The sequence below is a fragment of the Streptomyces sp. NPDC006743 genome, assembly GCF_040703815.1.
Lineage (GTDB): Bacteria > Actinomycetota > Actinomycetes > Streptomycetales > Streptomycetaceae > Streptomyces.
Genome location: NZ_JBEYJA010000014.1, coordinates 51,062 through 74,043, shown reverse-complemented (window position 1 = coordinate 74,043; position 22,982 = coordinate 51,062). Strand labels below are relative to the sequence as shown.

The following is a 22,982-nucleotide window of genomic DNA, read 5'->3' as shown; positions in this document are numbered from 1 at the left end:
GGCAGCGCGCGTCATCAGTGGCGGGGCGGGCCTCAGCGGCAGCGTGCGCCTTCAGCGGCAGTGCGGGCGTCGGGCAGCGGCGCGCGTCCTGCCGCCGCGGCGGCGCGGCGGTCCGGCGGGCCGGCCGCCCGGGACCTCGCTGCCCGCCGGACCGGGCCTCACTCGTCGCCGGCCGCGGCGGGCAGCGCGGCGGCGGGCCGCACCCAGCCGCGCGAGCCGCGCGCCCGCAGCCACGCCGTCGTCTCCTCGGGCGGCATGGCGGCGGCGACCAGCCAGCCCTGCACGGCGTCGCAGCCCAGGTCGCGCAGCCGCTCCCAGGTCTCGTCGTCCTCGACGCCCTCCGCGACGACGAGCAGGCCCAGGGAGTGGGCGAGGTCGACGGTGCAGCGCACGATCTCCGCGTCCTCGGTGTCCACCGCGAGGCGGGCCACGAACGAGCGGTCGATCTTCAGCTCGCTCACCGGCAGCCGCCGCAGGTGCACCAGCGAGGAGTAGCCGGTGCCGAAGTCGTCCAGCGACATCTTCACGCCGTGCGCGGTCAGGCCGGCCAGCGTGTCGGCGGCCCGCTGCGGGTCCTCCAGGAGGACGTGCTCGGTGATCTCCAGCTGGAGGGCGCCCGCCGGGACGCCGTGCCGGGCCAGGCGGGCGGCCACCGAGCCGGCGAAGCCGGGGGTGTGCACGTCGCGCGGGGAGACGTTGACGGCGACCGGGACGAACAGGCCCTGGGCGCGCCACGCGGCGACCTGTCCGAGGGCGGTCTCCAGTACGTACTCCGTCAGGTGGGGCATCAGTCCGGAGGACTCGGCTATCGCTATGAACTCGTCCGGCGGGACCTTGCCGCGCTCGGGGTGCACCCAGCGCACCAGCGCCTCCAGGCCGGCGACCTGGCCGTCGAAGCGGACCTTGGGCTGGTAGTGCAGCTGGACCTCGTGGGCGTCCAGGGCCCGGCGCAGATCGCCGAGCAGGCCGAGCCGGTCGGGAGTGTTGGAGTCCCGCTTGGACTCGTAGGCCTCCACGCCCGTCCGGTCCCGCTTGGCCTGGTACATCGCCACGTCCGCCCGGCGCAGCATGCCTTCGGCGTCCAGGGCGTGGTCGGGGAAGACGGCGACCCCGGCGCTGGCCTCCAGGACGAGGGTGAGCCCGTCGAGGTCGAGCGGGGAGCTGAGGGTGGTGACCAGGCCGCGCGCGATGCGCGTCGCGGACGTCGTGGAGTCGGCGACGGGCAGTAACACGGCGAACTCGTCGCCGCCGAGCCGGGCCGCCTCCGCGCCGCGCGGCAGGGCCTGCCGCAGCCGGTCGGCGATCTGGAGCAGCAGCCGGTCCCCGGCGAGGTGACCGAGGGTGTCGTTGACCGAGCGGAAACGGTCGAGGTCGATCAGCATCAGGGCGGCGCGGGCGCCGATGCGTTCGGCGTCGTCCAGGGCGGTCCAGATGCGCTCCAGGAGCCACTGCCGGTTGGGCAGCCCGGTCAGCGGGTCGCGCAGCTGTTCCTCGGCGCGGGCGCGGGCGATCCACAGCGTGGAGTCGAGGGCGATGAGCGGGATGGCGAACAGCGGCAGCAGCACCGGGGCGGCGACGGCGACGACGCAGACCAGCGGGGCGATCCCGAGCAGCGCCACCGCGACCAGGCCCTGCCGGACCAGCGCGGTGCGGGCGACGGTGGGCAGCGGGTCGGTGCGCGGGGAGTGCAGGTACCACAGCAGGACGCGGGTGACCGCGAGGTAGACGGCGGCGACCAGCACCACCTGGGGGGCCGTGTACGCGGTCCAGGTGCCCGGGTCCCAGGGCCGTTCCACGGTCGGTACCCGGCCGAAGGCGCCGAGGACCAGGGCGGCGGCGCCGATGCCGAGGATGTCGACCGCGCCGTGCAGTACGCCCGGGCGCCAGCGGTGCCGCCTGGCTATGCCGACCAGGACGACGACGGTGAGGCTGACCAGGCCGGCCGGGACCCAGCCGTAGAGCAGGAGCACGGCCAGGGTGAGGGCGGCGCCGGAGCCGGTGCCGCCCCACCAGCGGGCCCGGCCGAGCATGACCAGGTGGCCGACGATGACGCCGGTGAGCACGGCCAGCGACCAGCCGGCCGTACCGGAGGGGAAGAGGGCGTGCCCGGCGGAGAAGGCGCCGTAGAGACCGGCGCCGAGGGCGAGGGCGGCCACCGCGACGACCACCGTGGGCAGGGCCGGCCGGGCCGGGGGCCGCTCGGCCCCGGCGCCCGGCAGCGCGGAGGCACCCCGGCCGGGCGGTCCCGCCGGGACGTGGTCCTCCGCCACCGGGTACGACCGCGCGGCGCGGGCGGCGAGTCCCGCGCGCCCGGTGTGCCTGTCCGCGGCCGGACGCTCTGCCGCCCGCTCCCGGCCCCCTCGCCATGCGCCGGTCATCCGGCGCAGCCGTGAGTGCGGGGCGGCGCTCTCGGTCGGTTCCATTCCCGTCCCTCTCACTGCCGGCGGTGCCCACGCCACGCGGCCCGGTGCCCGACGTCCCCTGGGCACGGCCGCGCTGGAAAACCCTTCCACGTACTCGGCAGGAGCACGGGGACGCCCCGACCCCAGCCGGGCACGGCGGGCGCACCCCTCAACAGTAGGCCGCGGAAGGCTTCCCCGGGCAGCGGTCGCCGACGGTTGCCCGAATGCGCCCCGGCCACCCGTATGCATCTGGTATGCGCCGAACGGGGGGCCTTCAACCGCTACTCGCCGGTCGGCAGGGCGACTTCGGCCGCCGCGTCCGGGCCCTGTTCCAGCAGTACGCCGAAACCCGCCTCGTCCAGCACCGGAACCTTCAGCTGCATCGCCTTGTCGTACTTCGAACCGGGGTTGTCCCCCACCACCACGAAGGCGGTCTTCTTGGAGACCGAACCGGTCACCTTCGCGCCCCGGCTCTGCAGCGCCTCCTTGGCGCCGTCCCGGGTGAAGTGCTCCAGGGTGCCGGTGACCACGACCGTCAGGCCCTCCAGCGGACGCGGCCCCTGCTCCTCTCCCGAGGAGCGGTCCTCCAACGGGACTCCGGCGGCCTTCCACTTGCGCACGATCTCGCGGTGCCACTCCTCGGCGAACCACTCCTTGACGGCGGCGGCGATGATCGGGCCGACCCCGTCGGTGCCGGCCAGTTCCTCCTCGGTGGCCTGGTCGATGCGGTCGACGGAACGGAACTCGCGCGCCAGCGCCTGGGCCGCGACGGGGCCGACGTGCCGGATGGAGAGCCCGTTCAGGAAACGGGCCAGCGGACGGTCCTTGGCCGCCTCGATGTTCCGCAGCAGCGCGAGGGTGTTCTTCTTCGGCTCGCCCTTCTGGTTGGCGAAGACCGTGACGACCTTCTCCTCGCCCGTCTTCGGGTCGCGCTTGGGCAGCCCGCTGTCCGGGTCGAGGACGTAGGCCTTGATGGGCAGCAGTTTCTCCACCGTCAGGTCGAACAGGTCGCCCTCGTCGGCCAGCGGCGGATCGGCCGGTTCCAGCGGGCGGGTGAGCGCGGCGGCGGCCACCGCGCCGAAGTGCTCGATGTCCAGGCACTCGCGGCCCGCGAGGTAGGAGACCCGCTCGCGCAACTGGGCCGGGCAGGTGCGCGCGTTGGGGCAGCGGAGGTCGATGTCGCCCTCCTTCATGGCCCGCAGCGGCGTCCCGCACTCGGGGCACTCGGCGGGCATCACGAACTCCCGCTCGCTGCCGTCGCGCAGGTCGACGACCGGGCCGAGGATCTCCGGGATGACGTCACCGGCCTTGCGCAGCACCACCGTGTCCCCGATGAGGACGCCCTTGGCCTTGACGACCTCCTGGTTGTGCAGGGTGGCGAACTCGACCTCGGAGCCGGCCACGGTGACCGGCTCCACCTGGGCGTACGGCGTGACGCGGCCGGTGCGGCCGACGCCCACCTTGATGTCGATGAGCTTGGTGTTGACCTCTTCGGGCGCGTACTTGTACGCGATCGCCCAGCGGGGCGCGCGGGCCGTGGAGCCGAGCCGGCCCTGGAGACGGATCTCGTCGAGCTTGATGACGGCGCCGTCGATCTCGTGCGCCACGGAGTGCCGGTTCTCGCCGTAGTGGGCGATGAACTCCCGTACGCCCGCGAGGCCGTCGACCACCCTGTTGTGCGGGGAGGTGGGCAGGCCCCAGGTGTGCAGCAGCTCGTAGGCCTGGGAGAGGCGGGTGAGGCCCTCGTACCCCCGCAGGGCGCCGATGCCGTGGACCACCATGTGCAGCGGACGGGTGGCGGTGACGCGCGGGTCCTTCTGGCGCAGCGAACCGGCCGCCGCGTTGCGCGGGTTGGCGAAGGGCTTGTCGCCGGCCGCGACCAGCCGGGCGTTCAGCTCCTCGAACTTGTCCATCGGGAAGTAGACCTCGCCGCGGATCTCCACGAGGTCGGGCACCTCGTCGCCGTGCAGCCGGTCGGGGATCTCGGCGATCGTGCGGACGTTGGGGGTGATGTCCTCGCCGGTGCGGCCGTCGCCGCGGGTGGCGGCGCGGGTGAGCCGGCCGTGCTCGTAGGTGAGGTTGACGGCGAGGCCGTCGACCTTCAGCTCGCACAGGAAGTGGTACTCCTGCTCGCCCAGTTCCCTGGCGATGCGGTCGGCCCAGGCGGCGAGGTCGTCGTCGTTGAACGTGTTGTCCAGGGAGAGCATCCGCTCGCGGTGCTCGACCGCGGTGAACTCCGTGGCGTACGAGCCGGCGACCTTCTGGGTCGGCGAGTCGGGCGTGCGCAGCTCCGGGTGCCTGTCCTCCAGTGCCTCCAGGGAGCGCAGCAGCCGGTCGAAGTCGGCGTCGCTGATGACGGGGGCGTCCTTGACGTAGTACCGGAAGCGGTGCTCCTCGACCTGTTCCGCGAGCCGGGCGTGCTCCTCCCGCGCCTCGGCGGGCACCGCTGTCTCCGCTTGCTGCTTGTCGCCGGCCACCGTGTTGTCCTCCCGTTACTCTGGGTTGTCCGCGAGGGATCTCGCCGCCCGTACGCAGTGGGCGAGGGCCTGGCGTGCGTACGCGGGGGAAGCGCCCGCGAGTCCGCACGCCGGGGTGAGGGTGACCGACCGGGCGAGCAGCCCCGGTCGCAGCCCCAGCCTGCGCCACAGCGTTCTGACACCCATGACGCTACCGGCAGGGTCTGACAACGGGCCGTCCGTGGTGGGGACGACACCGGCGAAGAGGTGGGTGCCGCCCTCCGCCGCCTCCCCGATCGCCTCGTCGTCACGTTCGGTGAGGAGCGAGAAGTCGAAGGAGACGCCGGCGGCGCCCGCCCTGCGCAGCAGCGCGAAGGGCACGTCGGGCGCGCAGGAGTGGACGACGACGGGCCCGCCGGGGTGGGCGGCGAGGACGTCGCGCAAGGTGGCCTCCACGACCTGCCGGTCGACGGCACGGTGGGTGCGGTAGCCGCTGGCGGTGCGCACCTGCCCGCGCAGCACGGCGGTGAGGGACGGTTCGTCGAGCTGGAGGACGAGGCGGGCGGCGGGCACCCGCCGCCGGACCTCCGCGAGGTGCAGCCGCAGCCCCTCGGCGAGCGAGCCGGCCAGGTCCCGGCAGGCGCCGGCGTCGGACAGGGCGGCCTCGCCGTTCCGCAGCTCCAGGTGGGCGGCGAGCGTCCACGGCCCCACCGCCTGGACCTTCAGGACGCCCTCGTGGCCCTGGGTGAACTCCTCCAGGGCGTCGAGGTCCTCGCCCAGCCAGGACCGCGCCCGTCTGGTGTCCCGTCCCGGCCGGTCGCCCAGGCGCCACCCGCTGGGCTCCACGCGCGCGTACATCTCGACGAGCATGCCCGCGGTACGCCCGATCATGTCGGCGCCCGGCCCGCGCGCGGGCAGTTCGGGCAGGTGGGGGAAGTCCTCGAAGGTCCCGGTGACGGTCTTGACGGCCTCGCGGGCGTCCCCGCCGGGCATCGACCCGAGCCCGGTGGCGCCACCGAAGCTGAACTGGCTGTTTTCGCTCACCGCAGCAGCGTACGGAACGGGCGGGCCCGGTCAGCGCCCCGGGCGCACCGTGAGGTCGTTCACCTCGGCGTCGCGGGGCAGGTCGAGGGCCATCAGGACGGTGGTCGCCACGGACTCGGGGTCGATCCACTTCCCGGGTTCGTACTCCTTGCCCTCCTGCCGGTGCACCTTGGCCTGCATGGGGCTCGCGGTGCGGCCGGGGTAGACGGAGGTGACGCGGACGCCGTTGGGGTGCTCCTCCTGGCGCAGGGCGTCGGCGAGGGCCTTCAGGCCGTGCTTGGAGGCGGCGTAGGCGGACCAGTCGGCGTTCGCGCTCAGGCCCGCGCCCGAGTTGACGAAGACCACGTGGCCGCGTGCGGCGCGCAGCTGGGGCAGGAAGTGGCGGGTCAGCTCGGCGGGGGCGACCAGGTTGACGTTCAGCTGGTGGTGCCAGGACTTCGGCGTCAGCTCACCCACGGGGCCGAGGTCGACCACGCCCGCGACGTGCAGCAGGGAGTCGACCCGGTCGGGGAGCGTCTGGTGCGAGAAGGCCCAGCTGAGCCGGTCCGGGTCGGCCAGGTCGCCGACCAGGGTGCGGGCGCCGGGGAACTCGGCGGCCAGTTCCCTGGCCCGGCCCGCGTCGCGCGCGTGCAGCACGAGGTCGTCCCCGCGCGCGTGCAGACGGCGGGCGACGGCCGCGCCGATGCCGGAACCGGCCCCGGTGATCACATGTGTAGCCATGCCCGCCATGCTCGCACCCGCCGGTCAGCGCCCGCTCAGCGACTCCTCCAGGTACGCGAGCGCGTCCGCGGGCTCCTCGGCGAAGAACACCAGCTCGGCCAGCGGCCGGGGCAGGAACCCCTCCTCCTCCATCCGGCGGAACTGCTCGCGCAGGCCGTCGTAGAAGCCCGCCGTGTTGAGCAGCACCACCGGCTTGTCCGTGCGGCCGTGCTTCTTCAGCTCCAGGATCTCGGTGGCCTCGTCGAGGGTGCCGGTGCCGCCCACCAGGATCACCACCGCGTCGGCCTTCTCCAGGAGCAGCTTCTTGCGCTCGGCGAGGTCGCCCGCGATCACCATCTCGTCGGCGCCGGGCCGGGCCTTGGCCGACAGGAAGTCGACCGACACGCCGATCAGCCGGCCGCCCGCCTCGTGCACGCCGTCCGCGACCACCTTCATCAGGCCGGTGTCCGAGCCGCCCCACACCAGGCTGTGCCCGCCCTTGCCGAGCAGCCGGGCGAAGTCCCGGGCGGGGCGCGTGTAGCGCTCGTCGAGGTCGGCGGCGGAGAGGAAGACGCAGATGTTCATGCGCCCCACGGTACGCGGCCGGAGGGTTCTTCCCGCGCGCGGGAAGAAGCCCGCGCGCGCGAGCGCTGTCCCGGGTATGACCCAAGGACACACGATCACCGTCGAACAGGGCGACGAGCACGTGCGCGTGGTGCGCGGCGGGCAGGTCCTGGCCGAGAGCCACCGCCCCCTGGTGCTGCGCGAGACCGGCTGTCCCCCGCGCTACTACCTGCCCGCCGAGGACGTGCGCCTCGACCTGCTGACGCCCTCCGGCACGCGCACCCACTGCCCCTTCAAGGGCGACGCCTCCTACTGGTCCCTGCCGGACGCGGCGGACCTCGCCTGGGCCTACCCGGACCCGAAGCCCGAGGTCGCGCCGATCAAGGACCACCTGTGCTTCTACGACGCCGAGGTGCTGTAGCCCGCTGAGCCGCCGACGCGGCGCTCTTGTGGCAGTCTTCGAAGCCATGGACAAGAAGACCCTCTCGCGTGACGGCACCCCGATCGCCTACCAGCGCACCGGCACGGGCCCGGTGGTCGTCCTGGTCAGCGGGGCGATGTCGACGGGTGCCACGGTCGCGCCGCTGGCGGCGGCGCTGTCGCGGCGGTTCAGCGCGGTCGTGTACGACCGGCGGGGCCGCGGTGAGAGCGGGGACACCACGCCGTACGCGGTGGAGCGCGAGGTGGAGGACCTCGCGGCCGTGATCGGCGCGGTGGGCGGCGACGCGGCGCTCTACGGCATCTCCTCGGGCGGTGCGCTGGCCCTGCGGGCGGCGGCGGCCGGGCTGCCGGTACGGCGGGTCGCGGTGTACGAGCCGCCGTTCGACGTCCGGGAGGACCGCGCCGCGGACCACGCCCGGTACACCGAGGAGCTGGAGCGGGCGCTCGCGCAGGGCCGCCGCGGCGACGCGGTGGAGCTGTTCCTGCGCGTCACCGGACTGGCCGAGCAGATGATCGTGAACGCCCGCCAGTCACCCATGTGGCCGGGCCTGGAGGCCGTCGCCCCGACCCTCGCCTACGACGACGCGGTCATGGGCGACGGCACGGTCCCGCGCGACCTGCTGGCGGCCGTCACCGTGCCGGTCCTGGCCGTCGCGGGCGACGCGGGCCCGGCGTGGATGCGCGAGGCGGCCCGCCAGGTGGCCGAGGCCGCCCCCCAGGGCACGTACCGCGTCCTGGCGGGCCAGACCCACGCGGTGGAGCCGGAGGTGCTGGCGCCGGTGCTGGCGGAGTTCTACGGGGCGCGGGGTCCTTCGTCCGGGTCAGGGCCGGAGCCCGCGGGCCCGGACTGATCCGGACGAGAGGTGCCAGGGGTGCTCCGCGCTCAGGCGGCGCCCGCCGTCGCCCGCCGGGTCGTCGCGATCGTCGCCGAGCCCACCACGCGCGTGCCGTCGTACAGCACGATCGCCTGGCCGGGGGCGACCCCGCGCACCGGCTCGGTGAACGTCACCTCCAGGGTGCCGTCCACCAGTTCGGCGCGCACCTCGCTCTCGCCGCCGTGGGCGCGCAGCTGGGCGGTGTAGGTGCCGGGGCCGGCGGGGGCGGTGCCGCACCAGCGGGGCCTGATCGCGGTGAGGGCGTCCACGTCGAGGGCGGCGGCCGGGCCGACCGTCACCGTGTTGGTCACCGGCGAGATGTCCAGGACGTAGCGCGGCTTGCCGTCGGGGGCCGGGGTGCCGATCCGCAGGCCCTTGCGCTGGCCGACGGTGAAGCCGTAGGCGCCCTCGTGGGTGCCGACGACCGCGCCGGACTCGTCGACGATGTCGCCCTCGGCCTTGCCCAGGCGGCGGGCCAGGAACCCCTGGGTGTCGCCGTCCGCGATGAAGCAGATGTCGTGCGAGTCGGGCTTCTTGGCGACGGCCAGGCCCCGGCGCTCGGCCTCGGCGCGGATCTCGTCCTTGGTGGTGACGGTGTCGCCGAGCGGGAACAGCGCGTGCGCGAGCTGCCTCTCGTCGAGGACGCCCAGGACGTACGACTGGTCCTTGGCCATGTCGGAGGCGCGGTGCAGCTCGCGGGTGCCGTCCTCGTGCTCGACCACCTTCGCGTAGTGGCCGGTGCACACCGCGTCGAAGCCGAGGGCGAGCGCCTTGTCCAGCAGCGCCGCGAACTTGATCTTCTCGTTGCAGCGCAGGCACGGGTTGGGGGTGCGGCCCGCCTCGTACTCGGCGACGAAGTCCTCGACGACGTCCTCGCGGAAGCGGTCGGCGAGGTCCCACACGTAGAAGGGGATGCCGATGACGTCGGCGGCGCGGCGGGCGTCGCGCGAGTCCTCGACGGTGCAGCAGCCCCGCGCACCCGTGCGGAAGGACTGCGGGTTCGCGGAGAGCGCGAGGTGGACGCCGGTGACGTCGTGACCGGCTTCCGCGGCGCGGGCCGCGGCGACGGCGGAGTCCACCCCGCCGGACATGGCGGCGAGGACGCGGAGGGGGCGGGAGCGCTGCGAGGTGTCAGTCATAGCCCCTCCAGGGTACGGGGGTGCGGGAACCGGGTCCGCCGGATATGCGTTGGAGACCGTATGGGGGCGAAGAAGGCGGGGCCGGCCGGCGGGGCCGGTGGCGCGGGACGGTGGCCGGCGCGGCGGGCGGTGCTCGTGGGCGGGGCGGTGGCCGTCGCGGGCGGGGCGGTGCTGTGGCACGGCGGCCTGCGATCGCCGGGCGAGCGCAGACCCCGGGTGGCCGGTGCGGTGGACTTCGCCGGGGCCCGCTGGGTGGCGGCCTCCCCGGCCAACTACCGGCGCGCGGACCGGCCCGAGGACTACCCGGTGGACCGGGTGGTCGTCCATGTCACCCAGGGCAGCTACGCGAGCGCGGTGAAGGTGTTCCAGGACCCCGCGCACCAGGCCGCGGCGCACTACATCGTCGGCGCGGACGGCCGTGTGACGCAGATGATCCGCGAGCTGGACGTGGCCTTCCACGCGGGCAACCGCGCGTACAACGAGCGCAGCGTCGGCATAGAGCACGAGGGCTTCGTGGAGAAGGCGTCGTCGTTCACGGACGCGATGTACGCCGCCTCGGCCCGGCTGACGGCCGGGATCTGCGGGCGGTACCGCATACCCGTCGACCGGGAGCACATCATCGGGCACGTGGAGGTGCCGGGCACCGACCACACGGACCCGGGACCGTACTGGGACTGGGACCGTTACCTGCGGCTGGTGCGCCGCGCGCGGACCGCGCCGGCGCCGAGCACCTCACCCACCGCGCCGGCCTCACGGGCGGCGCGCGCCTGAGCCCGGCGCGCCCCGGCCTTCCGCGCCGCGCGTGCCGGGCCGCCGCGCGGTGTCAGCTGAGTCCCGCCGCCCGGGCCCGCTCCACCGCCGGGCCGATGGCCTTGGCGACGGCGTCGACGTCGTCCTGCGTGGAGGTGTGGCCCAGGGAGAAGCGGAGGGTGCCGCGGGCCAGGTCGGGGTCGGTGCCGGTGGCGAGGAGGACGTGGCTGGGCTGGGCGACGCCGGCGGTGCAGGCCGAGCCGGTGGAGCACTCGATGCCCTGGGCGTCCAGCAGGAGCAGCAGCGAGTCGCCCTCGCAGCCGGGGAAGGTGAAGTGGGCGTTGGCCGGGAGGCGCCCGGCGGGCGCGGGGTCGCCGCCCAGGATCACGTCGGGGACCGCCGTGCGGACGGCGGTGATCAGGGCGTCGCGCAGCGCGCCGATCTCGCGGGCGAACCACTCGCGCCGCTCGGCGGCGAGCCGGCCGGCCACGGCGAAGGAGGCGATGGCGGGCACGTCCAGGGTGCCGGAGCGGACGTGGCGTTCCTGGCCGCCGCCGTGCAGCACGGGTACGGGCGTGTGCTCACGGCCGAGCAGCAGCGCGCCGATGCCGTAGGGTCCGCCGATCTTGTGTCCGGAGACGGTCATCGCGGCCAGGCCCGAGGCGGCGAAGTCGACGGGGACCTGGCCGAAGGCCTGGACGGCGTCGGCGTGCAGCGGGACGCCGAACTCGGCGGCGACGGCCGCCAGTTCGGCCACCGGCAGCACCGTGCCGATCTCGTTGTTGGCCCACATCACCGTGGCGAGGGCCACGTCACGGGGGTCGCGGGCGATGGCCTCGCGCAGGGTCTCGGGGTGGACGCGGCCGTGGGCGTCGACGGGCAGGTACTCGACGGTGGCGCCCTCGTGCTCGCCGAGCCAGTGCACGGCGTCCAGGACGGCGTGGTGCTCGACGGGGCTGGCCAGGACCCGGGTGCGGGCCGGATCGGCGTTGCGGCGGGACCAGAACAGGCCCTTGACGGCGAGGTTGTCGGCCTCGGTGCCGCCGGAGGTGAAGACGACCTCGCTGGGGCGCGCGCCGAGTGCTTCGGCGAGGGCTTCGCGGGACTCCTCGACGGTGCGGCGGGCCCGGCGGCCGGATGCGTGGAGGGAGGAGGCGTTGCCGGTGACGCCCAGCGCGGCGGTCAGCGCCTCTGCCGCCTCCGGGAGCATGGGGGTGGTCGCGGCGTGGTCGAGGTAAGCCATGGTGAGGCTGATTCTACGGGTCGCCCGCCGGGGATCCCCGGTCGAGGTCGCGCCGGATCGCGGGGAACCCGCGGCACCCGGCCCGCCCGGGCCCCGCGTCCGCGGCACGGTCCGCGCGAGGTCTCCTGGAAGCTCCAGGACCGCGAGCCGCCCTAGAAGCTCCAGGACATCGTGTGGTCCATCTGCGTCAGGGCCAGGAGGACGACGAGGTCGGCGATGCCCAGGGTGAGGCCGAGCAGGGCGCGGCCGCGGCGTTCGGTGCCGCGCCACAGGGCCACCGCCGCCAGGACGACGGCGACGGGGCCGAGGACGACGTTGAGGACCAGCAGGCCGAGCAGGCCGAGGATGAAGGACGCGACGGCCATGCCGTCGGCGTCACGCGTGGCGGTGCGGCGTGTGGCCGGTGCGGTGAGCTGCATGACGGGTGGCTCCTGTGGTCGTACGGGACGGTCGGAGGGGCTGGCGGTCGAGCCCGGCGGACGAGCCGGGCGGCGGTGCAGGGCCGGGCGGACGGCGCCTGCGGCCGGTCGGCCGGCCGCACGTCGGGCCCGTCGCCGGGGCGGCCGCACGAGGGCGCCGGACGGACCCGGCGGCCTCAGTGGGAGGTGCCGCGGCGGCGCGCGTGGCGCTCGCGGAGCGCGAAGACGGCGAGCCAGGCGGCGATCACGGCGCCGGCCACGGCGGTGACGCCGAGCGGCACGTGGGCGACGGCGCCCAGGGTCACACCGAGCAGCATCAGTGCGGCGACGAGGAACAGCATGGGAACGAGATCCCCCTTCGGCGCCGGCCGGTGTTCTTCCGGCGGACGCTTGCGGTAACAGTTGTTCACTGACTACCCAGTCTAGCGCTGCCCACCGCTTGGAAATTCCGGAGAACAGTTGTTAACTGTATGGCATGAGTCACACGCCCGGCGTCCGGCAGGCCCAGAAGCAGAAGACCCGCCAGGCCCTGCTGGACGCGGCGCTGGCGCTGCTGGAGGAGCAGAGCCTGAGCAGCCTGGGGCTGCGCGAGGTCACCCGGGCCGTCGGGGTGGCCCCGACCGCCTTCTACCGGCACTTCCGCTCCACCGCCGACCTCGGCGTGGCCCTGGTGGAGGAGGCGCTGGGCAGCCTGCACCCGATGATCAGGACCACCGTGACCGCCGCGGACGACAGCGAGGAACGCATCGCGCGCGCCGTCGGCCTGATCGCCCGTCATGTGGCCGAGTACCCGGCCCACGTCCGGTTCATCGCCCGGGAGCGGCACGGCGGGGTCCAGCCGGTGCGCGAGGCCATACGCGGCCAACTGGCGCGGTTCGCGCACGAGGTGAAGGCGGAACTGGCCGAGGACGCCCTGGCCGAGGGGTGGAGCGACGACGACCTGCTGATGCTCGCGCATCTGTACGTCGACCAGATGCTGATCACCGCCTCGCTCTTCCTGGAGGCGCCGGACTCCCCCGCGGAACGCGACCGGGTCACCCGGCTCGCGACCCGGCAGTTGCGCCTGATCAGCATCGGCCGCCGGCACTGGCGGGAGTGAGGCTCACGCCCCCTGCCCCGCACCGCGCTCGTACAGCCCGGTGACCGAGGCGGCCGCGGCGAGCAGCTCCGCGCGCGCCTCGGGCGGCGCTACCACCTCCACCTGGTCGGAAAGACCGAGCAGTTGGCGCACCGCGCCCACCGCGGGACAGGACAGCCGGGCGGTGACCCATTCGCCCTCCCCGTCGTCCTCGGGGTGCCCGGTCAGCGAGGAGCCGTACAGGCGCAGGAACATGTCCAGGCGCTCGCGGCGCACCCGGACGGTGACGTCCAGGCCGCCGGGCCGCTCCTCGACCCGGCGGCGCAGCACCTCCCAGGCATCGGCGAGTCCGACGCCCGGCCTGCGCCGCACCGGATCCTCCAGGACCCGGGCCGAGCGCACCCGGTCGGCCCGGAACAGCCGCGGCGCCCCGCGCCGGTCGGCGACCAGGTACCAGACGCCCGCCTTGGCGACCAGCCCGTAGGGGTCCACGGTGTACGTCCGCGGCTCCGCGTCGCCGCCGTGCCGGTAGCGCAGCCGCAGCCGGCGGTCGCTGAACACGGCGTCCTGGAGGACGCCCAGGTCGACGGGGAGCAGCGGACCGCTCTTCCAGCGGGTGGCGTCCACCAGGATCCGGCGGCTGACCTCCTCGGCGGCGGGCCGGTGCGGGGCCGGGAGCGCCGCCATCACCTTGCGCAGCGCCGAACCGAGCGCCGAGTCCAGCCCGAGGGCCGCGTGCGCGCCCTGCGCGGCCAGTACGAACAGCGCGCGGGACTCGTCGGCGGTCAGGCCCGTGACGTCGGTGCGGAAACCGGCGAGCAGTTCGATGCCGCCGTACCGGCCCCGTTCGGCGTAGACCGGGACGCCGGCGGCCGAGAGCGACTCGACGTCGCGGTAGATGGTGCGCACCGACACCTCCAGCCGGCCGGCGAGTTCGTGCGCGGGCACCCGGCCCCGGGTCTGCAGGAGCAGCAGGATCGACAGCAGGCGGTCGGACTTCACCGCCCCAGGATCAGGTCCCTGGACACCCGGATCAAATGCTGACGGCGGTTGTCAGGTTTTGCGCCGACCGTGGACTCACCACCGGGCAGCGGGCCCGGTCGCCGAACCGGAAGAGGAAGCACATGAACTCCCCCGACCCCCGCCCCCTCTACTCCCGCGCCACCGAGCAGGCCGCCGCGCTGATCGCGACCGTCCGGCCCGAACAGCTGACCGATCCGACACCGTGCACCGAGTACGACGTGCGCGCGCTGCTGGCGCACGTGGTCGGCAGCAGCCGGCGGATCGCGGTCATCGGCGAGGGCGGCGACGGACTCGCCGTCGACACCACCGTGGAGGGCGTCCCCGACGACGGCTGGCCCGCCGCCTACGACGAGGTCCGCACCCGCGTCCTGAAGGCGTGGGCGAGCGACGAGCGGATGACGGCGATGACGCGCGCACCGTGGGGCGAGGTGCCCGGCCGGGCCGCGCTCACCGGCTATGTGATGGAGCTGGTGACCCACACCTGGGACCTGAACGAGGCCCTCGGCCGGCCGATGGCGCTCGATGCGGAGCTGGCCGAGTTCTCGCTCGCCAACGCCCGCCGGGTGCTGGCCGAGCCGGAGCGGGACGCGCGGGTCCCCTTCGGCTCGGCCCAGCCGGTGTCCGAGGACGCCGGCGCCTACGAGCGGCTGGCGGCCTGGCTGGGCCGGCGTCCGCTCAGCCGAGCCTGACCCGCGCGAGCTGCCGGGACTGCGCCACCAGCCGGTCCGCGCCGTCCCACACCTCGGCGTCCTCCTCCAGGAAGCCGCCGGCCAGGTTGCGGGTGGTGATCGAGACCCGCAGCGGGCCCGGGGCGGGGCGGCAGCGGACGTGCACGGTCAGCTCCACGGTCGGGACCCAGCCCTTGAGGCCGAGTTCGAACGCGGTCGGCGGCAGCGCGTCCACCGCGAGCAGCAGCGAGAGCGGGTCGGGGTCGCGGCCGTCGGCCAGTCCGAACCAGGCGCGCATCTCGCCCTTGCCGGACGGCGCGCCGAGCGCCCAGCCGAGGGTCGCCGGGTCCAGCTTGAGCATCAGGCGGTCGGCGATGGCGGAGCTGCCCTCGACCGGGGCCGGCCCGTCCTCGGCGCCGAAGCACTGCTCCAGCGGCGGGAGCGCGGGCGGCTCGGCGGTGGTGCGGACGTCGTCGGGGAGCGCGTCCAGGTCGCCGTAGGAGGCGAGGACGCGGATGCGTTCCACCTCGGCGCCGTCCTCCTCCCGCTGGAAGAGGGAGGCCTGGCCGGTGGAGAGGGTGCGGCCGGTGCGGACCACCTCGGTGCGCACGACGGCCGGGCCGGGCCGCGAGGCGGTCAGGTAGTGCGCCGAGATCGTGAACGGATCGGGGTGCGGCAGGGCGTCCGCGAGCGCGCGGCCGAGGACGGCCAGCAGATAGCCGCCGTTGACGGCGTTGATGATGGTCCAGCCGGCCGAGAGGCCGGCGTCGTAGACGCCGGGGGCGCGCCGCGTGACGGCGGTGTCCCGGTCGAACTCGCTGTCGCCGATCGCGGCCCGTACGGCCGGGGCGGAGGCTGCTTCTGGCATACGGGAACCGTACAACAGCAAACTACTAAGCGGTAGCTTTCTTTGATGACGCCTCCGTGACGGACGCCCCGCGCTGCGTGAACGTCCGGCAATTTCTCGGTAAGTGTCCGCACTCGTCCGTAAACCCACGGCCCCGGTTTTCCCTCTACGGGGACATGAGCCTCACCGGGACTCCGTTCCTGTACACCACCATCGCGCTGGCCGTGGTGGCCCTCGTCCTGCCGTTCGCCCTGTGGACGCGGACCCGGGGCCCCAAGGTGCTGCGCACCGCCCTGCGGGCCCTGATGCTGCTGTTCGCCCAGGCCACGGCCATCACCCTGGTCTTCGTCCTGGTGAACAACGCCAACAACCTGTACGACAACTGGGGCGACCTGCTCGGCACGGGCAACCACGTCCAGCAGGCCGCCGACCTGGGCGCCGACGGCACCGGCGGCATCGCCTACCGCAAGCTGCCCAAGGTCCGGCAGAAGTTCACGCAGGCCGACGGGCCCGGCATGCGGGCGGCGGGCGGGGTCCGCGTCACCCAGCTGAAGGGCCGGGTCTCCGGGGTGAGCGCCGAGGTCTACGTCTGGCTGCCGCCGCAGTACGACGAGCCCGCCTACCGCGGCAGGAAGTTCCCCGTGGTGGAGCTGCTGTCCGGCTACCCCGGCTCGGCGAAGGCCTGGTTCGGTTCGATGAAGGTGCACGAGCAGCTCGAAGGGCTGATGCGCAGCGGCCGGGTCGCCCCCTTCATCCTGGTCTCCCCGCGCACCAACCTGGTCGCCAAGGCGGACACGGGCTGCGCCAACATCCCGGGCACCGTGAACGCGGACAGCTGGCTGAGCATCGACGTACCGAAGATGATCAACGACAACTTCCGCGCCCAGGCCGCACCCGACGGCTGGGCCGCCGCGGGCTACTCGGCCGGCGCGCACTGCGCCGCCAAGCTCGCCGTCGCCCACCCCGACCGCTACCGGGCCGCGGTGAGCCTGTCCGGCTACAACGACCCGATCGGCGAGAGCGCGTCCCTGGCCGCGCAGAACACCGCCCTGCGCCGGGCCAACAACCCCTACGTGCTGCTGAAGAAGTACCGCAAGCCGCCGCGCGTCGCGCTCTACCTCTCCGGCGAGCCCGGCGACGGCTACCAGGCCGGGGTGGCGCTCGAGCAGGTCGCGAAGCCGCCGACGACCGTGCGCGTGGTCTTCCTGCCGCGCAGCGCGGGCGGGCACAGCATGGCGCTGTGGCGCCCCCAGGTGCCCGCGGCGTTCCGCTGGCTGACCCTCCAGATGAGCCACCAGGGCGGCCACGGCGGCCACACCGTCGCGCCGCCTACTCCTCACGGACGGTCGAACGCCGGTTCCACGCCCGCGGAGCTCGCCAGTGGTACCGCATCGCAAGCAGGCGGAGCACGAAAGCGGTGAGCACCGCGAGCGCCGTGGTGAGCGGGGTCAGCGCGTCGTAGCGGATGCACAGCACCACCATCGTGGCGCCGACCATCGCCGGGACCGCGTACAGGTCGCGGTCCCAGCGCAGCAGCGAGGGCACCTCGTTGGCGAGCACGTCCCGCAGTACACCACCGCCCACCGCGGTGGCCAGCCCCAGGGTCGCCGACGAGGTGAGGCTGAGCCCGTAGTCGTACGCCTTGGTCGTGCCCGAGACGCAGAACAGGCCGAGCCCGGCCGCGTCGAAGACGTAGACGGCCCGCTGGATGCGCTCCACGTGCGGGTGCAGGAAGAAGACCACCAGGGTGGCGATCAGCGGGGTGAGGAAGTACCCCAGGTCGGTGAAGGCGGCCGGCGGCACGGCCCCGATGACGATGTCGCGGAACAGCCCTCCGCCCAGCGCGGTGACCTCGGCGAGCACGGCGATGCCGAAGACGTCGAAGTTCTTGCGGACGGCCAGCAGCGCGCCGGAGATGGCGAACACGAAGATACCGACGACGTCGACCGTGTGCTGGACGGAGGGGCTGAACAGTTGCTGGGACACGCCACATTCTTACGCAGGTCGCGGCGCCGTCCCGCGGTGCCGGGCGCCGCGCCTACAGGGCGGGCTTGCCCGGGGTGTAGAGCCACTTCTGGAAGAGGTCGCCGAGCCGCTGCCCAGACACCTTCTCCGCGAGCCGGACGAAGTCGGCCGTCTCGGCGTTGCCGTAGCGGTGCAGCGCCGTCCAGGCGGGCAGCAGCCGGAAGAACGCCTTGTCGCCGATGCGCTCGCGCAGCGCCTGGAGGGTCATGGCGCCCCGGTCGTAGACCGCGCCGTCGAACATGGTGTCGCGCTGCGGGTCGGCCGGCCTGACCTGCCAGAAGGAGTCGCCGGCGGCGAGGGAGTCGTACTCGGCGCGGAAGGAGTCGTGCGCCGAGCGGGTGCCCTTGTGCTCGGCCCACAGCCACTGGGCGTAGGTCGCGAAGCCCTCGTTGAGCCAGATGTCCTTCCAGTGCTTCACCGACACCGAGTCGCCGAACCACTGGTGGGCCAGTTCGTGCACGATGGTCGACTCGCTGCGCACGGCCGAGTAGGCGGGCTTGCTCTGCACCTCCAGGGAGAACCCGGCCTGCGGCATGTCGTCCACGATCGCGCCGGTCTCCTCGAACGGGTACGGCCCGAAGACCTGCGACCAGTAGTCGGTGGCAGCGGCGGTCACCGCGTACACGTCGACCTTGTTGCTGTCCTTCAGCTTGGGGTCGATGGCCACGTACATCGGGATGCCGCCCGGGGTCCGGCCGGTGCGCACGTCGAACTTCCCGATGGTGGCGGTCGCCAGGTAGCTCGCCATGGGGCGGCTCTCGCGCCAGTGGGTGTACGTCGAGCCGCCCCGGTCGTACGTCGAGACGAGCCGGCCGTTGGAGACCCCGGTCAGGCCCTTGGGCGCCTTGATACGGATGTCGTAGGTGGCCTTGTCGGAGGGGTGGTCGCTGGAGGGGAACCAGGTCGAGGCGGCGTTGGGCTCGCAGGCCACGAAGACGCCGTCGTCGGTCTTCATCCAGCCGTACTTCGAACCGAACACGATGGGGCCGCCGAGCGGCTCGGGTATGCCGCCGTAGGTGACGGTGACCGTGAACGTGCTGTTCTTGCGCAGCACGCCGCGCGGGGTGATGCGCAACTCGTCGCCGTCGCGCGTGAACCGCGCCGCTCTGCCGTTCACCTCGACCCGCGTGACCTCCAGTTTCTGCAGGTCCAGGTCGAAGGAGGAAAGGTTCTCGGTGGCGCGGGCGGTGAGCGTGGTGCGCCCGTCGAGGCGGTCGGTGTCCGGGTTGTACGCGATGTCGAGGGCGTAGTGGCGGGCGTCGAAGCCGCCGTTGCCGAGCAGGGGGAAGTAGGAGTCGCCGATGCCCGGGGCGCCGTGCGTGGGGGCCGAGGAGGCGGCGATCGCGAGGAAGGAGGCCGCCGCGGTCGCGACGGCCCCCAGACGTGCCGAACGGGAGAGTTCCATGAGTCGTCCCTTCGCGCGTGGATCACACGGACAGGGAAGACTCTGCGCTCTCCCGTTCGATCATGTGCATGACTTTGCCAAGTCGTCATGCGTCAGTCGCCGGTTGACTCCTGACGCTCACCGCGCTCGCCGTCCGTGCCGGTGACCGGGTCCGTGCCGGCCTCCTTCGGGGCCGCCGGCTCGGCGGCCTTCGCCGGCTTCGCGGACCTGGCGGTCTTGCCCGTCTTCGCCGCAGCGGTCTTGGCGGTCTTCGCCGCCGTCGACTTCGCGGTCTTCGCCGGCGCGGACTTGGCGGTCTTCGCGGTCTTCGCCGCAGTGGACTTCGCGGTCTTCGCGGGCGCGGACTTCGCGGTCTTCGCCGGCTTGGCGGGCGTCGACTTGGTGGTCTTCGCCGCCGTAGCGGGTTCCGCTGCGGACTCGGCAGCCTCCGCGGACTCGGCCGGGGATTCGGCGGTGCCCTCAGCCGGTCCGGCGGTGCCCTCCGCAGCCTCGGTGGCCTCGGTGGCCTCCGCCGCCTCGGGGTTCTCCGTCTCCTCGGCGACCTCACCGGCCTCCGGGGCCTCGGTGGCCTCCGCGGTCTCCGGCGTCTCCGCGACCTCCGCCGCCACCGCAGCGGACGTCCGGGCCGACTCGGCCAGGGCCTCCTCGGACACCAGCTCGGCCGCCTCCTTGGCGGCCGCCAGCAGCACCGTGTCCTGCGGCGCCTGGTCCGCGAAGTTCTCCGGGTGGTGGCAGGCCACCCGCTGTCCGGGCTTCAGCTCCTTCAGCTCCGGCTCGGTCGTCCGGCAGATCTCCGTCGCCTTCCAGCACCGGGTGTGGAAGCGGCAGCCGCTCGGCGGGGAGATCGGCGAGGGCACGTCACCCTGGAGCAGGATGCGCTCGCTCTTGGCGTTCTTGCGCCGCGGGTCCGGGATCGGCACCGCGGACATGAGCGCCTTGGTGTACGGGTGCATCGGCGCCTTGTACAGCGAGTCCCGGTCGGCCAGCTCGACGATCTTACCGAGGTACATGACCGCGATCCGGTCCGAGACGTGCCGGACGACCGACAGGTCGTGCGCGATGATCACGTACGTCAGGCCCAGCTCCTGCTGGAGGTCGTCCAGCAGGTTGACGACCTGCGCCTGGATCGACACGTCGAGCGCGGAGACCGGCTCGTCCGCCACCACCAGCTTCGGCTTGAGCGCGAGCGCGCGGGCGATGCCGATGCGCTGGCGCTGACCGCCGGAGAACTCGTGCGGGTAGCGGTTGTAGTGCTCGGGGTTGAGCCCGACCACCGACAGCAGCCGCTGCACCTCCTTCTTGATCCCGCCCTCGGGCTCGACGCCCTGGAGCCGGAAGGGGGCGCCGACGATGGTGCCGATGGTGTGCCGCGGGTTCAGCGACGAGTACGGGTCCTGGAAGATCATCTGGACGTCGCGGCGCATCGGGCGCATCCCGCCGACACCGAGGTGCGTGATGTCCTTGCCCTCGAACTCGATCCGGCCCGCGGTGGGTTCGAGCAGCCGGGTGATCAGCCGGCCCATCGTCGACTTGCCGCAGCCGGACTCGCCCACGACACCGAGGGTCTCACCGGAGCGCACCTCGAAGTCGAGGCCGTCCACGGCGCGCACCGCACCGACCTGGCGCTGCAGCAGCCCCTTCTTGATGGGGAAGTGCTTCTGCAGCCCGCTCACCTTGAGCAGGATCTCGCCGGGCGCGGCCTCCTGGGTGAGGGTGGCCGTGCCGGTCGCCTCGTCCTTCGCCCCGGCCTTGTCGCCGTCGCTCTGCGCAGGGATGCCCACTGCCTTGTCCTTGGCGTTCTCGCTCACAGCTTCGGCGCAATCTCTTCGGTCCAGATCCGCTCCCGCTGCTCCTGCGACATGTGGCAGGCGGCCCAGTGCCCGCTGCCCACCTCGGACAGTTCGGGGCGCACCGTGCGGGTCAGGTCGTCCTTGGGGACGTCGGCGTACGGGCAGCGCGGGTTGAAGGCGCAGCCGGAGGGGACGTTGATCAGAGAGGGCGGGGATCCCTTGACCGGGATGAGCCGCTCCTGCTGCTCGCGGTCCAGACGCGGCATCGAGCCGAGCAGACCCCAGGTGTAGGGGTGGCGGGGCTCGTAGAACACCTTCTCGGCCGGGCCGCGCTCCACGCACCGGCCGCCGTACATCACCAGGATGTCGTCGGCGAGTTCGGCGACGACGCCCAGGTCGTGGGTGATGACGACGACCGCGGAGCCGAACTCCTTCTGCAGGTCCCGGATGAGGTCGAGGATCTGCGCCTGGACGGTGACGTCCAGGGCGGTGGTCGGCTCGTCCGCGATGAGCAGTTCGGGGTTGTTCACCAGCGACATCGCGATCATCGCGCGCTGGCGCATCCCGCCGGAGAACTCGTGCGGGTAGTTGTCGACGCGCTTGTCGGGCTGCGGGATGCCCACCCGGTCGAGCATCTCGACCGCGCGCCTGCGCGCGGTCTTCTTGTCGACGTCGTGGTGGATGCGGTACGCCTCCACGATCTGCTGGCCGATCGTGAAGTACGGGTGCAGCGCGGACAGCGGGTCCTGGAAGATCATCGCCATCTGCCGGCCGCGCAGCTTGCGCACGTGGTCGGGGTCGGCGGAGAGCAGCTCGGTGCCGTCCAGCCAGATCTCGCCGGAGATCCGCGCCTTGCGCTTGCCGTACTGGCCGGCGGTGTGCAGGCCCATGATGCCCAGCGAGGTCACCGACTTGCCGGAGCCGGACTCGCCCACGATGCCGAGGGTCTTGCCCTTCTCCAGCTTGAAGCTGAGCCCGTCGACGGACTTGACCAGGCCGTCGTCGGTGGGGAAGTGCACCTTGAGGTCGCGTACTTCCAGGAAGGCGCTCGGGGCGGGCGAGGCGGCGGTGGGCTCGCCCACCGCGGCTCCCGTCTTGCTGAGGTCGGTCATGCGAGCCTCACTCGGGGGTCGATCACGGCGTACAGGACGTCCACCAAGAGGTTGGCGATGAGCACCGCGAGGGAGGTGATGAGGGTGACGCCCAGGATGATGGGCAGGTCCTGGTTCTTGATGCCGTCGAGCACCGCGCGGCCCAGACCGGGCAGGCTGAACGTCGTCTCGGTCAGGATCGCGCCGCCGATCAGGGCGCCGAGGTCCATGCCGAGCATGGTCAGGATCGGGGTCAGCGTCGAGCGCATGGCGTGCTTGCCGATGACGGTCTGCTCGCGCAGGCCCTTGGCACGGGCGGTGCGGATGTAGTCCTCGCCGAGGACCTCCAGCATGGTGGCCCGGGTGATGCGCGCGTACATGGCCGCGTAGAGGAAAGCCAGGGTGATCCACGGCAGGATCATGCCGCCGAACCAGCCGGTGAAGCTCTGGCTGATCGGTACGTACTGACCGTTGAACAGGTTCAGGCCGAAGACGAAGATCGCGGAGGCCAGCAGGCCGGTGAAGTAGACCGGCAGCGAGACGCCGCTCAGGGCGACGATCATCGCCCCGCGGTCCCAGATGCTGCCCCGCTTGAGGGCGGAGAGCACACCGGCGGCGACACCGAAGACCAGCCACAGCACCGCGGCACCGAGCGCGAGTTCCAGGGTCACCGGGAAGCGGTCGGTCAGCACCGGCCAGATGGCCTGCTCGCTCTTGAAGGAGTAGCCGAAGCACGGGGCGGAGCAGTGGATGACGTCGCCGCCGCCCGAGTAGGTGCGGCCCGCGAAGATCCCCTGGAAGAAGTGCCAGACCTGTGTGTAGACCGGGGCGCCCAGGTCGAGCTTCTGCCGGACCCCCTCGACGGCGGCCGGGTCGGCCTGTTTGCCCACGAAGCTCAGGGCGATGTCGACGCCCGCCCACTTGGGGACGAGGAAGAAGATACTGAAGACCACCACGATGATGACCACCAGCATCACTGCGGCGGCGAGCAGCCGCCTGATGAGGTAAGCGAGCACAGCTTAC

The 22,982-nt window shown here is 73.2% G+C and carries 22 protein-coding genes; 6 read left to right on the top strand and 16 right to left on the bottom strand.

Features of this window, described 5'->3' with window-relative positions; genetic code table 11:
* Positions 1-158 precede the first annotated feature (158 nt).
* From ABZ719_RS14750 to ABZ719_RS14730, 5 genes are all read right to left on the bottom strand, one after another.
* Complete coding sequence (locus ABZ719_RS14750) at positions 159-2,423, bottom strand: bifunctional diguanylate cyclase/phosphodiesterase (protein WP_366725575.1); 2,265 nt, start codon at positions 2,421-2,423, stop codon at positions 159-161.
* 260 nt (positions 2,424-2,683) lie between these two features.
* Positions 2,684-4,879, bottom strand: a complete 2,196-nt coding sequence (gene ligA, locus ABZ719_RS14745) for an NAD-dependent DNA ligase LigA (protein ID WP_366725574.1) — start codon at positions 4,877-4,879, stop codon at positions 2,684-2,686.
* Positions 4,880-4,894: 15 nt separating this feature from the next.
* Positions 4,895-5,902: a methionine synthase gene (locus tag ABZ719_RS14740; RefSeq protein WP_366725573.1), complete on the bottom strand. Its 1,008-nt coding sequence runs from the start codon at positions 5,900-5,902 to the stop codon at positions 4,895-4,897.
* 30 nt (positions 5,903-5,932) lie between these two features.
* On the bottom strand, positions 5,933-6,631 hold the full coding sequence (locus ABZ719_RS14735; protein ID WP_366725572.1) for an SDR family oxidoreductase: 699 nt from the start codon (positions 6,629-6,631) through the stop codon (positions 5,933-5,935).
* A gap of 15 nt (positions 6,632-6,646) precedes the next feature.
* Positions 6,647-7,186 carry a TIGR00730 family Rossman fold protein gene (locus tag ABZ719_RS14730; RefSeq protein WP_366725571.1) on the bottom strand — a complete coding sequence of 180 codons (540 nt, stop codon included), beginning with the start codon at positions 7,184-7,186 and terminating at the stop codon, positions 6,647-6,649.
* 76 nt (positions 7,187-7,262) lie between these two features.
* On the opposite strand from ABZ719_RS14730, the gene ABZ719_RS14725 reads away from it, so the two are divergent.
* Together ABZ719_RS14725 and ABZ719_RS14720 are read left to right on the top strand one after the other, a co-directional pair.
* Complete coding sequence (locus ABZ719_RS14725; protein WP_366725570.1) at positions 7,263-7,586, top strand: DUF427 domain-containing protein; 324 nt, start codon at positions 7,263-7,265, stop codon at positions 7,584-7,586.
* Positions 7,587-7,632: 46 nt separating this feature from the next.
* Positions 7,633-8,457 (top strand): alpha/beta fold hydrolase, encoded by an 825-nt coding sequence (locus ABZ719_RS14720; protein ID WP_366725569.1) that lies wholly within the window; start codon positions 7,633-7,635, stop codon positions 8,455-8,457.
* Between the two features lie 32 nt (positions 8,458-8,489).
* Here ABZ719_RS14720 and mnmA read toward each other — a convergent pair whose 3' ends face one another.
* Positions 8,490-9,620, bottom strand: coding sequence for a tRNA 2-thiouridine(34) synthase MnmA (mnmA, locus tag ABZ719_RS14715; RefSeq protein ID WP_366725568.1), 1,131 nt, complete (start codon positions 9,618-9,620; stop codon positions 8,490-8,492).
* Positions 9,621-9,680: 60 nt separating this feature from the next.
* Between mnmA and ABZ719_RS14710 the strand changes: the two genes are divergently transcribed.
* Entirely contained in the window at positions 9,681-10,391 is a 711-nt protein-coding gene (locus ABZ719_RS14710; RefSeq protein ID WP_366725567.1) for an N-acetylmuramoyl-L-alanine amidase, read from the top strand.
* Positions 10,392-10,443: 52 nt separating this feature from the next.
* Here ABZ719_RS14710 and ABZ719_RS14705 read toward each other — a convergent pair whose 3' ends face one another.
* From ABZ719_RS14705 to ABZ719_RS14695, 3 genes are all read right to left on the bottom strand, one after another.
* The gene (locus tag ABZ719_RS14705; RefSeq protein WP_366725566.1) at positions 10,444-11,613 is read right to left on the bottom strand and encodes a cysteine desulfurase family protein; all 1,170 of its coding nucleotides are present in this window, start codon (positions 11,611-11,613) and stop codon (positions 10,444-10,446) included.
* Between the two features lie 152 nt (positions 11,614-11,765).
* Positions 11,766-12,032, bottom strand: a complete 267-nt coding sequence (locus tag ABZ719_RS14700; RefSeq protein WP_366725565.1) for a DUF4190 domain-containing protein — start codon at positions 12,030-12,032, stop codon at positions 11,766-11,768.
* A 176-nt stretch (positions 12,033-12,208) separates the two neighbouring features.
* Positions 12,209-12,373, bottom strand: coding sequence for a hypothetical protein (locus ABZ719_RS14695; RefSeq protein ID WP_366725564.1), 165 nt, complete (start codon positions 12,371-12,373; stop codon positions 12,209-12,211).
* Between the two features lie 134 nt (positions 12,374-12,507).
* Between ABZ719_RS14695 and ABZ719_RS14690 the strand changes: the two genes are divergently transcribed.
* Complete coding sequence (locus ABZ719_RS14690) at positions 12,508-13,131, top strand: TetR family transcriptional regulator (RefSeq protein WP_366725563.1); 624 nt, start codon at positions 12,508-12,510, stop codon at positions 13,129-13,131.
* 3 nt (positions 13,132-13,134) lie between these two features.
* Here ABZ719_RS14690 and ABZ719_RS14685 read toward each other — a convergent pair whose 3' ends face one another.
* The gene (locus tag ABZ719_RS14685) at positions 13,135-14,112 is read right to left on the bottom strand and encodes a YafY family protein (RefSeq protein ID WP_366725562.1); all 978 of its coding nucleotides are present in this window, start codon (positions 14,110-14,112) and stop codon (positions 13,135-13,137) included.
* Positions 14,113-14,234: 122 nt separating this feature from the next.
* Here ABZ719_RS14685 and ABZ719_RS14680 point away from each other — a divergent pair, with 122 nt between their 5' ends.
* The gene (locus ABZ719_RS14680) at positions 14,235-14,822 is read left to right on the top strand and encodes a TIGR03086 family metal-binding protein (protein ID WP_366725561.1); all 588 of its coding nucleotides are present in this window, start codon (positions 14,235-14,237) and stop codon (positions 14,820-14,822) included.
* Here ABZ719_RS14680 and ABZ719_RS14675 read toward each other — a convergent pair.
* Entirely contained in the window at positions 14,809-15,669 is an 861-nt protein-coding gene (locus ABZ719_RS14675) for a thioesterase family protein (RefSeq protein WP_366725560.1), read from the bottom strand. The two genes, ABZ719_RS14680 and ABZ719_RS14675, sit on opposite strands and share 14 nt — an antisense overlap.
* Positions 15,670-15,824: 155 nt before the next feature.
* Here ABZ719_RS14675 and ABZ719_RS14670 point away from each other — a divergent pair, with 155 nt between their 5' ends.
* Positions 15,825-17,069, top strand: a complete 1,245-nt coding sequence (locus ABZ719_RS14670) for an alpha/beta hydrolase-fold protein (protein WP_366725559.1) — start codon at positions 15,825-15,827, stop codon at positions 17,067-17,069.
* Here the strand turns inward: ABZ719_RS14670 and ABZ719_RS14665 are convergent.
* The 5 genes from ABZ719_RS14665 to ABZ719_RS14645 form a co-directional block, all read right to left on the bottom strand.
* On the bottom strand, positions 16,978-17,634 hold the full coding sequence (locus ABZ719_RS14665) for a trimeric intracellular cation channel family protein (protein ID WP_078884107.1): 657 nt from the start codon (positions 17,632-17,634) through the stop codon (positions 16,978-16,980). The genes ABZ719_RS14670 and ABZ719_RS14665 overlap by 92 nt on opposite strands.
* Positions 17,635-17,686: 52 nt before the next feature.
* Positions 17,687-19,078, bottom strand: a complete 1,392-nt coding sequence (locus ABZ719_RS14660; protein ID WP_366725558.1) for a M1 family metallopeptidase — start codon at positions 19,076-19,078, stop codon at positions 17,687-17,689.
* A 92-nt stretch (positions 19,079-19,170) separates the two neighbouring features.
* Positions 19,171-20,886: a dipeptide ABC transporter ATP-binding protein gene (locus ABZ719_RS14655; protein ID WP_366725557.1), complete on the bottom strand. Its 1,716-nt coding sequence runs from the start codon at positions 20,884-20,886 to the stop codon at positions 19,171-19,173.
* The gene (locus tag ABZ719_RS14650; RefSeq protein WP_366725556.1) at positions 20,883-21,980 is read right to left on the bottom strand and encodes an ABC transporter ATP-binding protein; all 1,098 of its coding nucleotides are present in this window, start codon (positions 21,978-21,980) and stop codon (positions 20,883-20,885) included. The genes ABZ719_RS14655 and ABZ719_RS14650 overlap by 4 nt, the downstream gene beginning before the upstream one ends.
* Complete coding sequence (locus ABZ719_RS14645) at positions 21,977-22,975, bottom strand: ABC transporter permease (RefSeq protein ID WP_366725555.1); 999 nt, start codon at positions 22,973-22,975, stop codon at positions 21,977-21,979. Before ABZ719_RS14645 ends, ABZ719_RS14650 begins: the two co-directional genes overlap by 4 nt.
* Between the last annotated feature and the right edge of the window lie 7 nt (positions 22,976-22,982).

Bases quoted from the DNA above. Each gene is read 5' to 3' on its own strand.
- ABZ719_RS14750 (WP_366725575.1), bottom strand. From the start codon at position 2,423: ATGGAACCGACCGAGAGCGCCGCCCCGCACTCACGGCTGCGCCGGATG.
- ABZ719_RS14735 (WP_366725572.1), bottom strand. From the start codon at position 6,631: ATGGCGGGCATGGCTACACATGTGATCACCGGGGCCGGTTCCGGCATC.
- ABZ719_RS14730 (WP_366725571.1), bottom strand. From the start codon at position 7,186: ATGAACATCTGCGTCTTCCTCTCCGCCGCCGACCTCGACGAGCGCTAC.
- ABZ719_RS14725 (WP_366725570.1), top strand. From the start codon at position 7,263: ATGACCCAAGGACACACGATCACCGTCGAACAGGGCGACGAGCACGTG.
- ABZ719_RS14720 (WP_366725569.1), top strand. From the start codon at position 7,633: ATGGACAAGAAGACCCTCTCGCGTGACGGCACCCCGATCGCCTACCAG.
- mnmA (WP_366725568.1), bottom strand. From the start codon at position 9,620: ATGACTGACACCTCGCAGCGCTCCCGCCCCCTCCGCGTCCTCGCCGCC.
- ABZ719_RS14710 (WP_366725567.1), top strand. From the start codon at position 9,681: ATGGGGGCGAAGAAGGCGGGGCCGGCCGGCGGGGCCGGTGGCGCGGGA.
- ABZ719_RS14705 (WP_366725566.1), bottom strand. From the start codon at position 11,613: ATGGCTTACCTCGACCACGCCGCGACCACCCCCATGCTCCCGGAGGCG.
- ABZ719_RS14700 (WP_366725565.1), bottom strand. From the start codon at position 12,032: ATGCAGCTCACCGCACCGGCCACACGCCGCACCGCCACGCGTGACGCC.
- ABZ719_RS14695 (WP_366725564.1), bottom strand. From the start codon at position 12,373: ATGCTGTTCCTCGTCGCCGCACTGATGCTGCTCGGTGTGACCCTGGGC.
- ABZ719_RS14690 (WP_366725563.1), top strand. From the start codon at position 12,508: ATGAGTCACACGCCCGGCGTCCGGCAGGCCCAGAAGCAGAAGACCCGC.
- ABZ719_RS14680 (WP_366725561.1), top strand. From the start codon at position 14,235: ATGAACTCCCCCGACCCCCGCCCCCTCTACTCCCGCGCCACCGAGCAG.
- ABZ719_RS14675 (WP_366725560.1), bottom strand. From the start codon at position 15,669: ATGCCAGAAGCAGCCTCCGCCCCGGCCGTACGGGCCGCGATCGGCGAC.
- ABZ719_RS14670 (WP_366725559.1), top strand. From the start codon at position 15,825: ATGAGCCTCACCGGGACTCCGTTCCTGTACACCACCATCGCGCTGGCC.
- ABZ719_RS14660 (WP_366725558.1), bottom strand. From the start codon at position 19,078: ATGGAACTCTCCCGTTCGGCACGTCTGGGGGCCGTCGCGACCGCGGCG.
- ABZ719_RS14650 (WP_366725556.1), bottom strand. From the start codon at position 21,980: ATGACCGACCTCAGCAAGACGGGAGCCGCGGTGGGCGAGCCCACCGCC.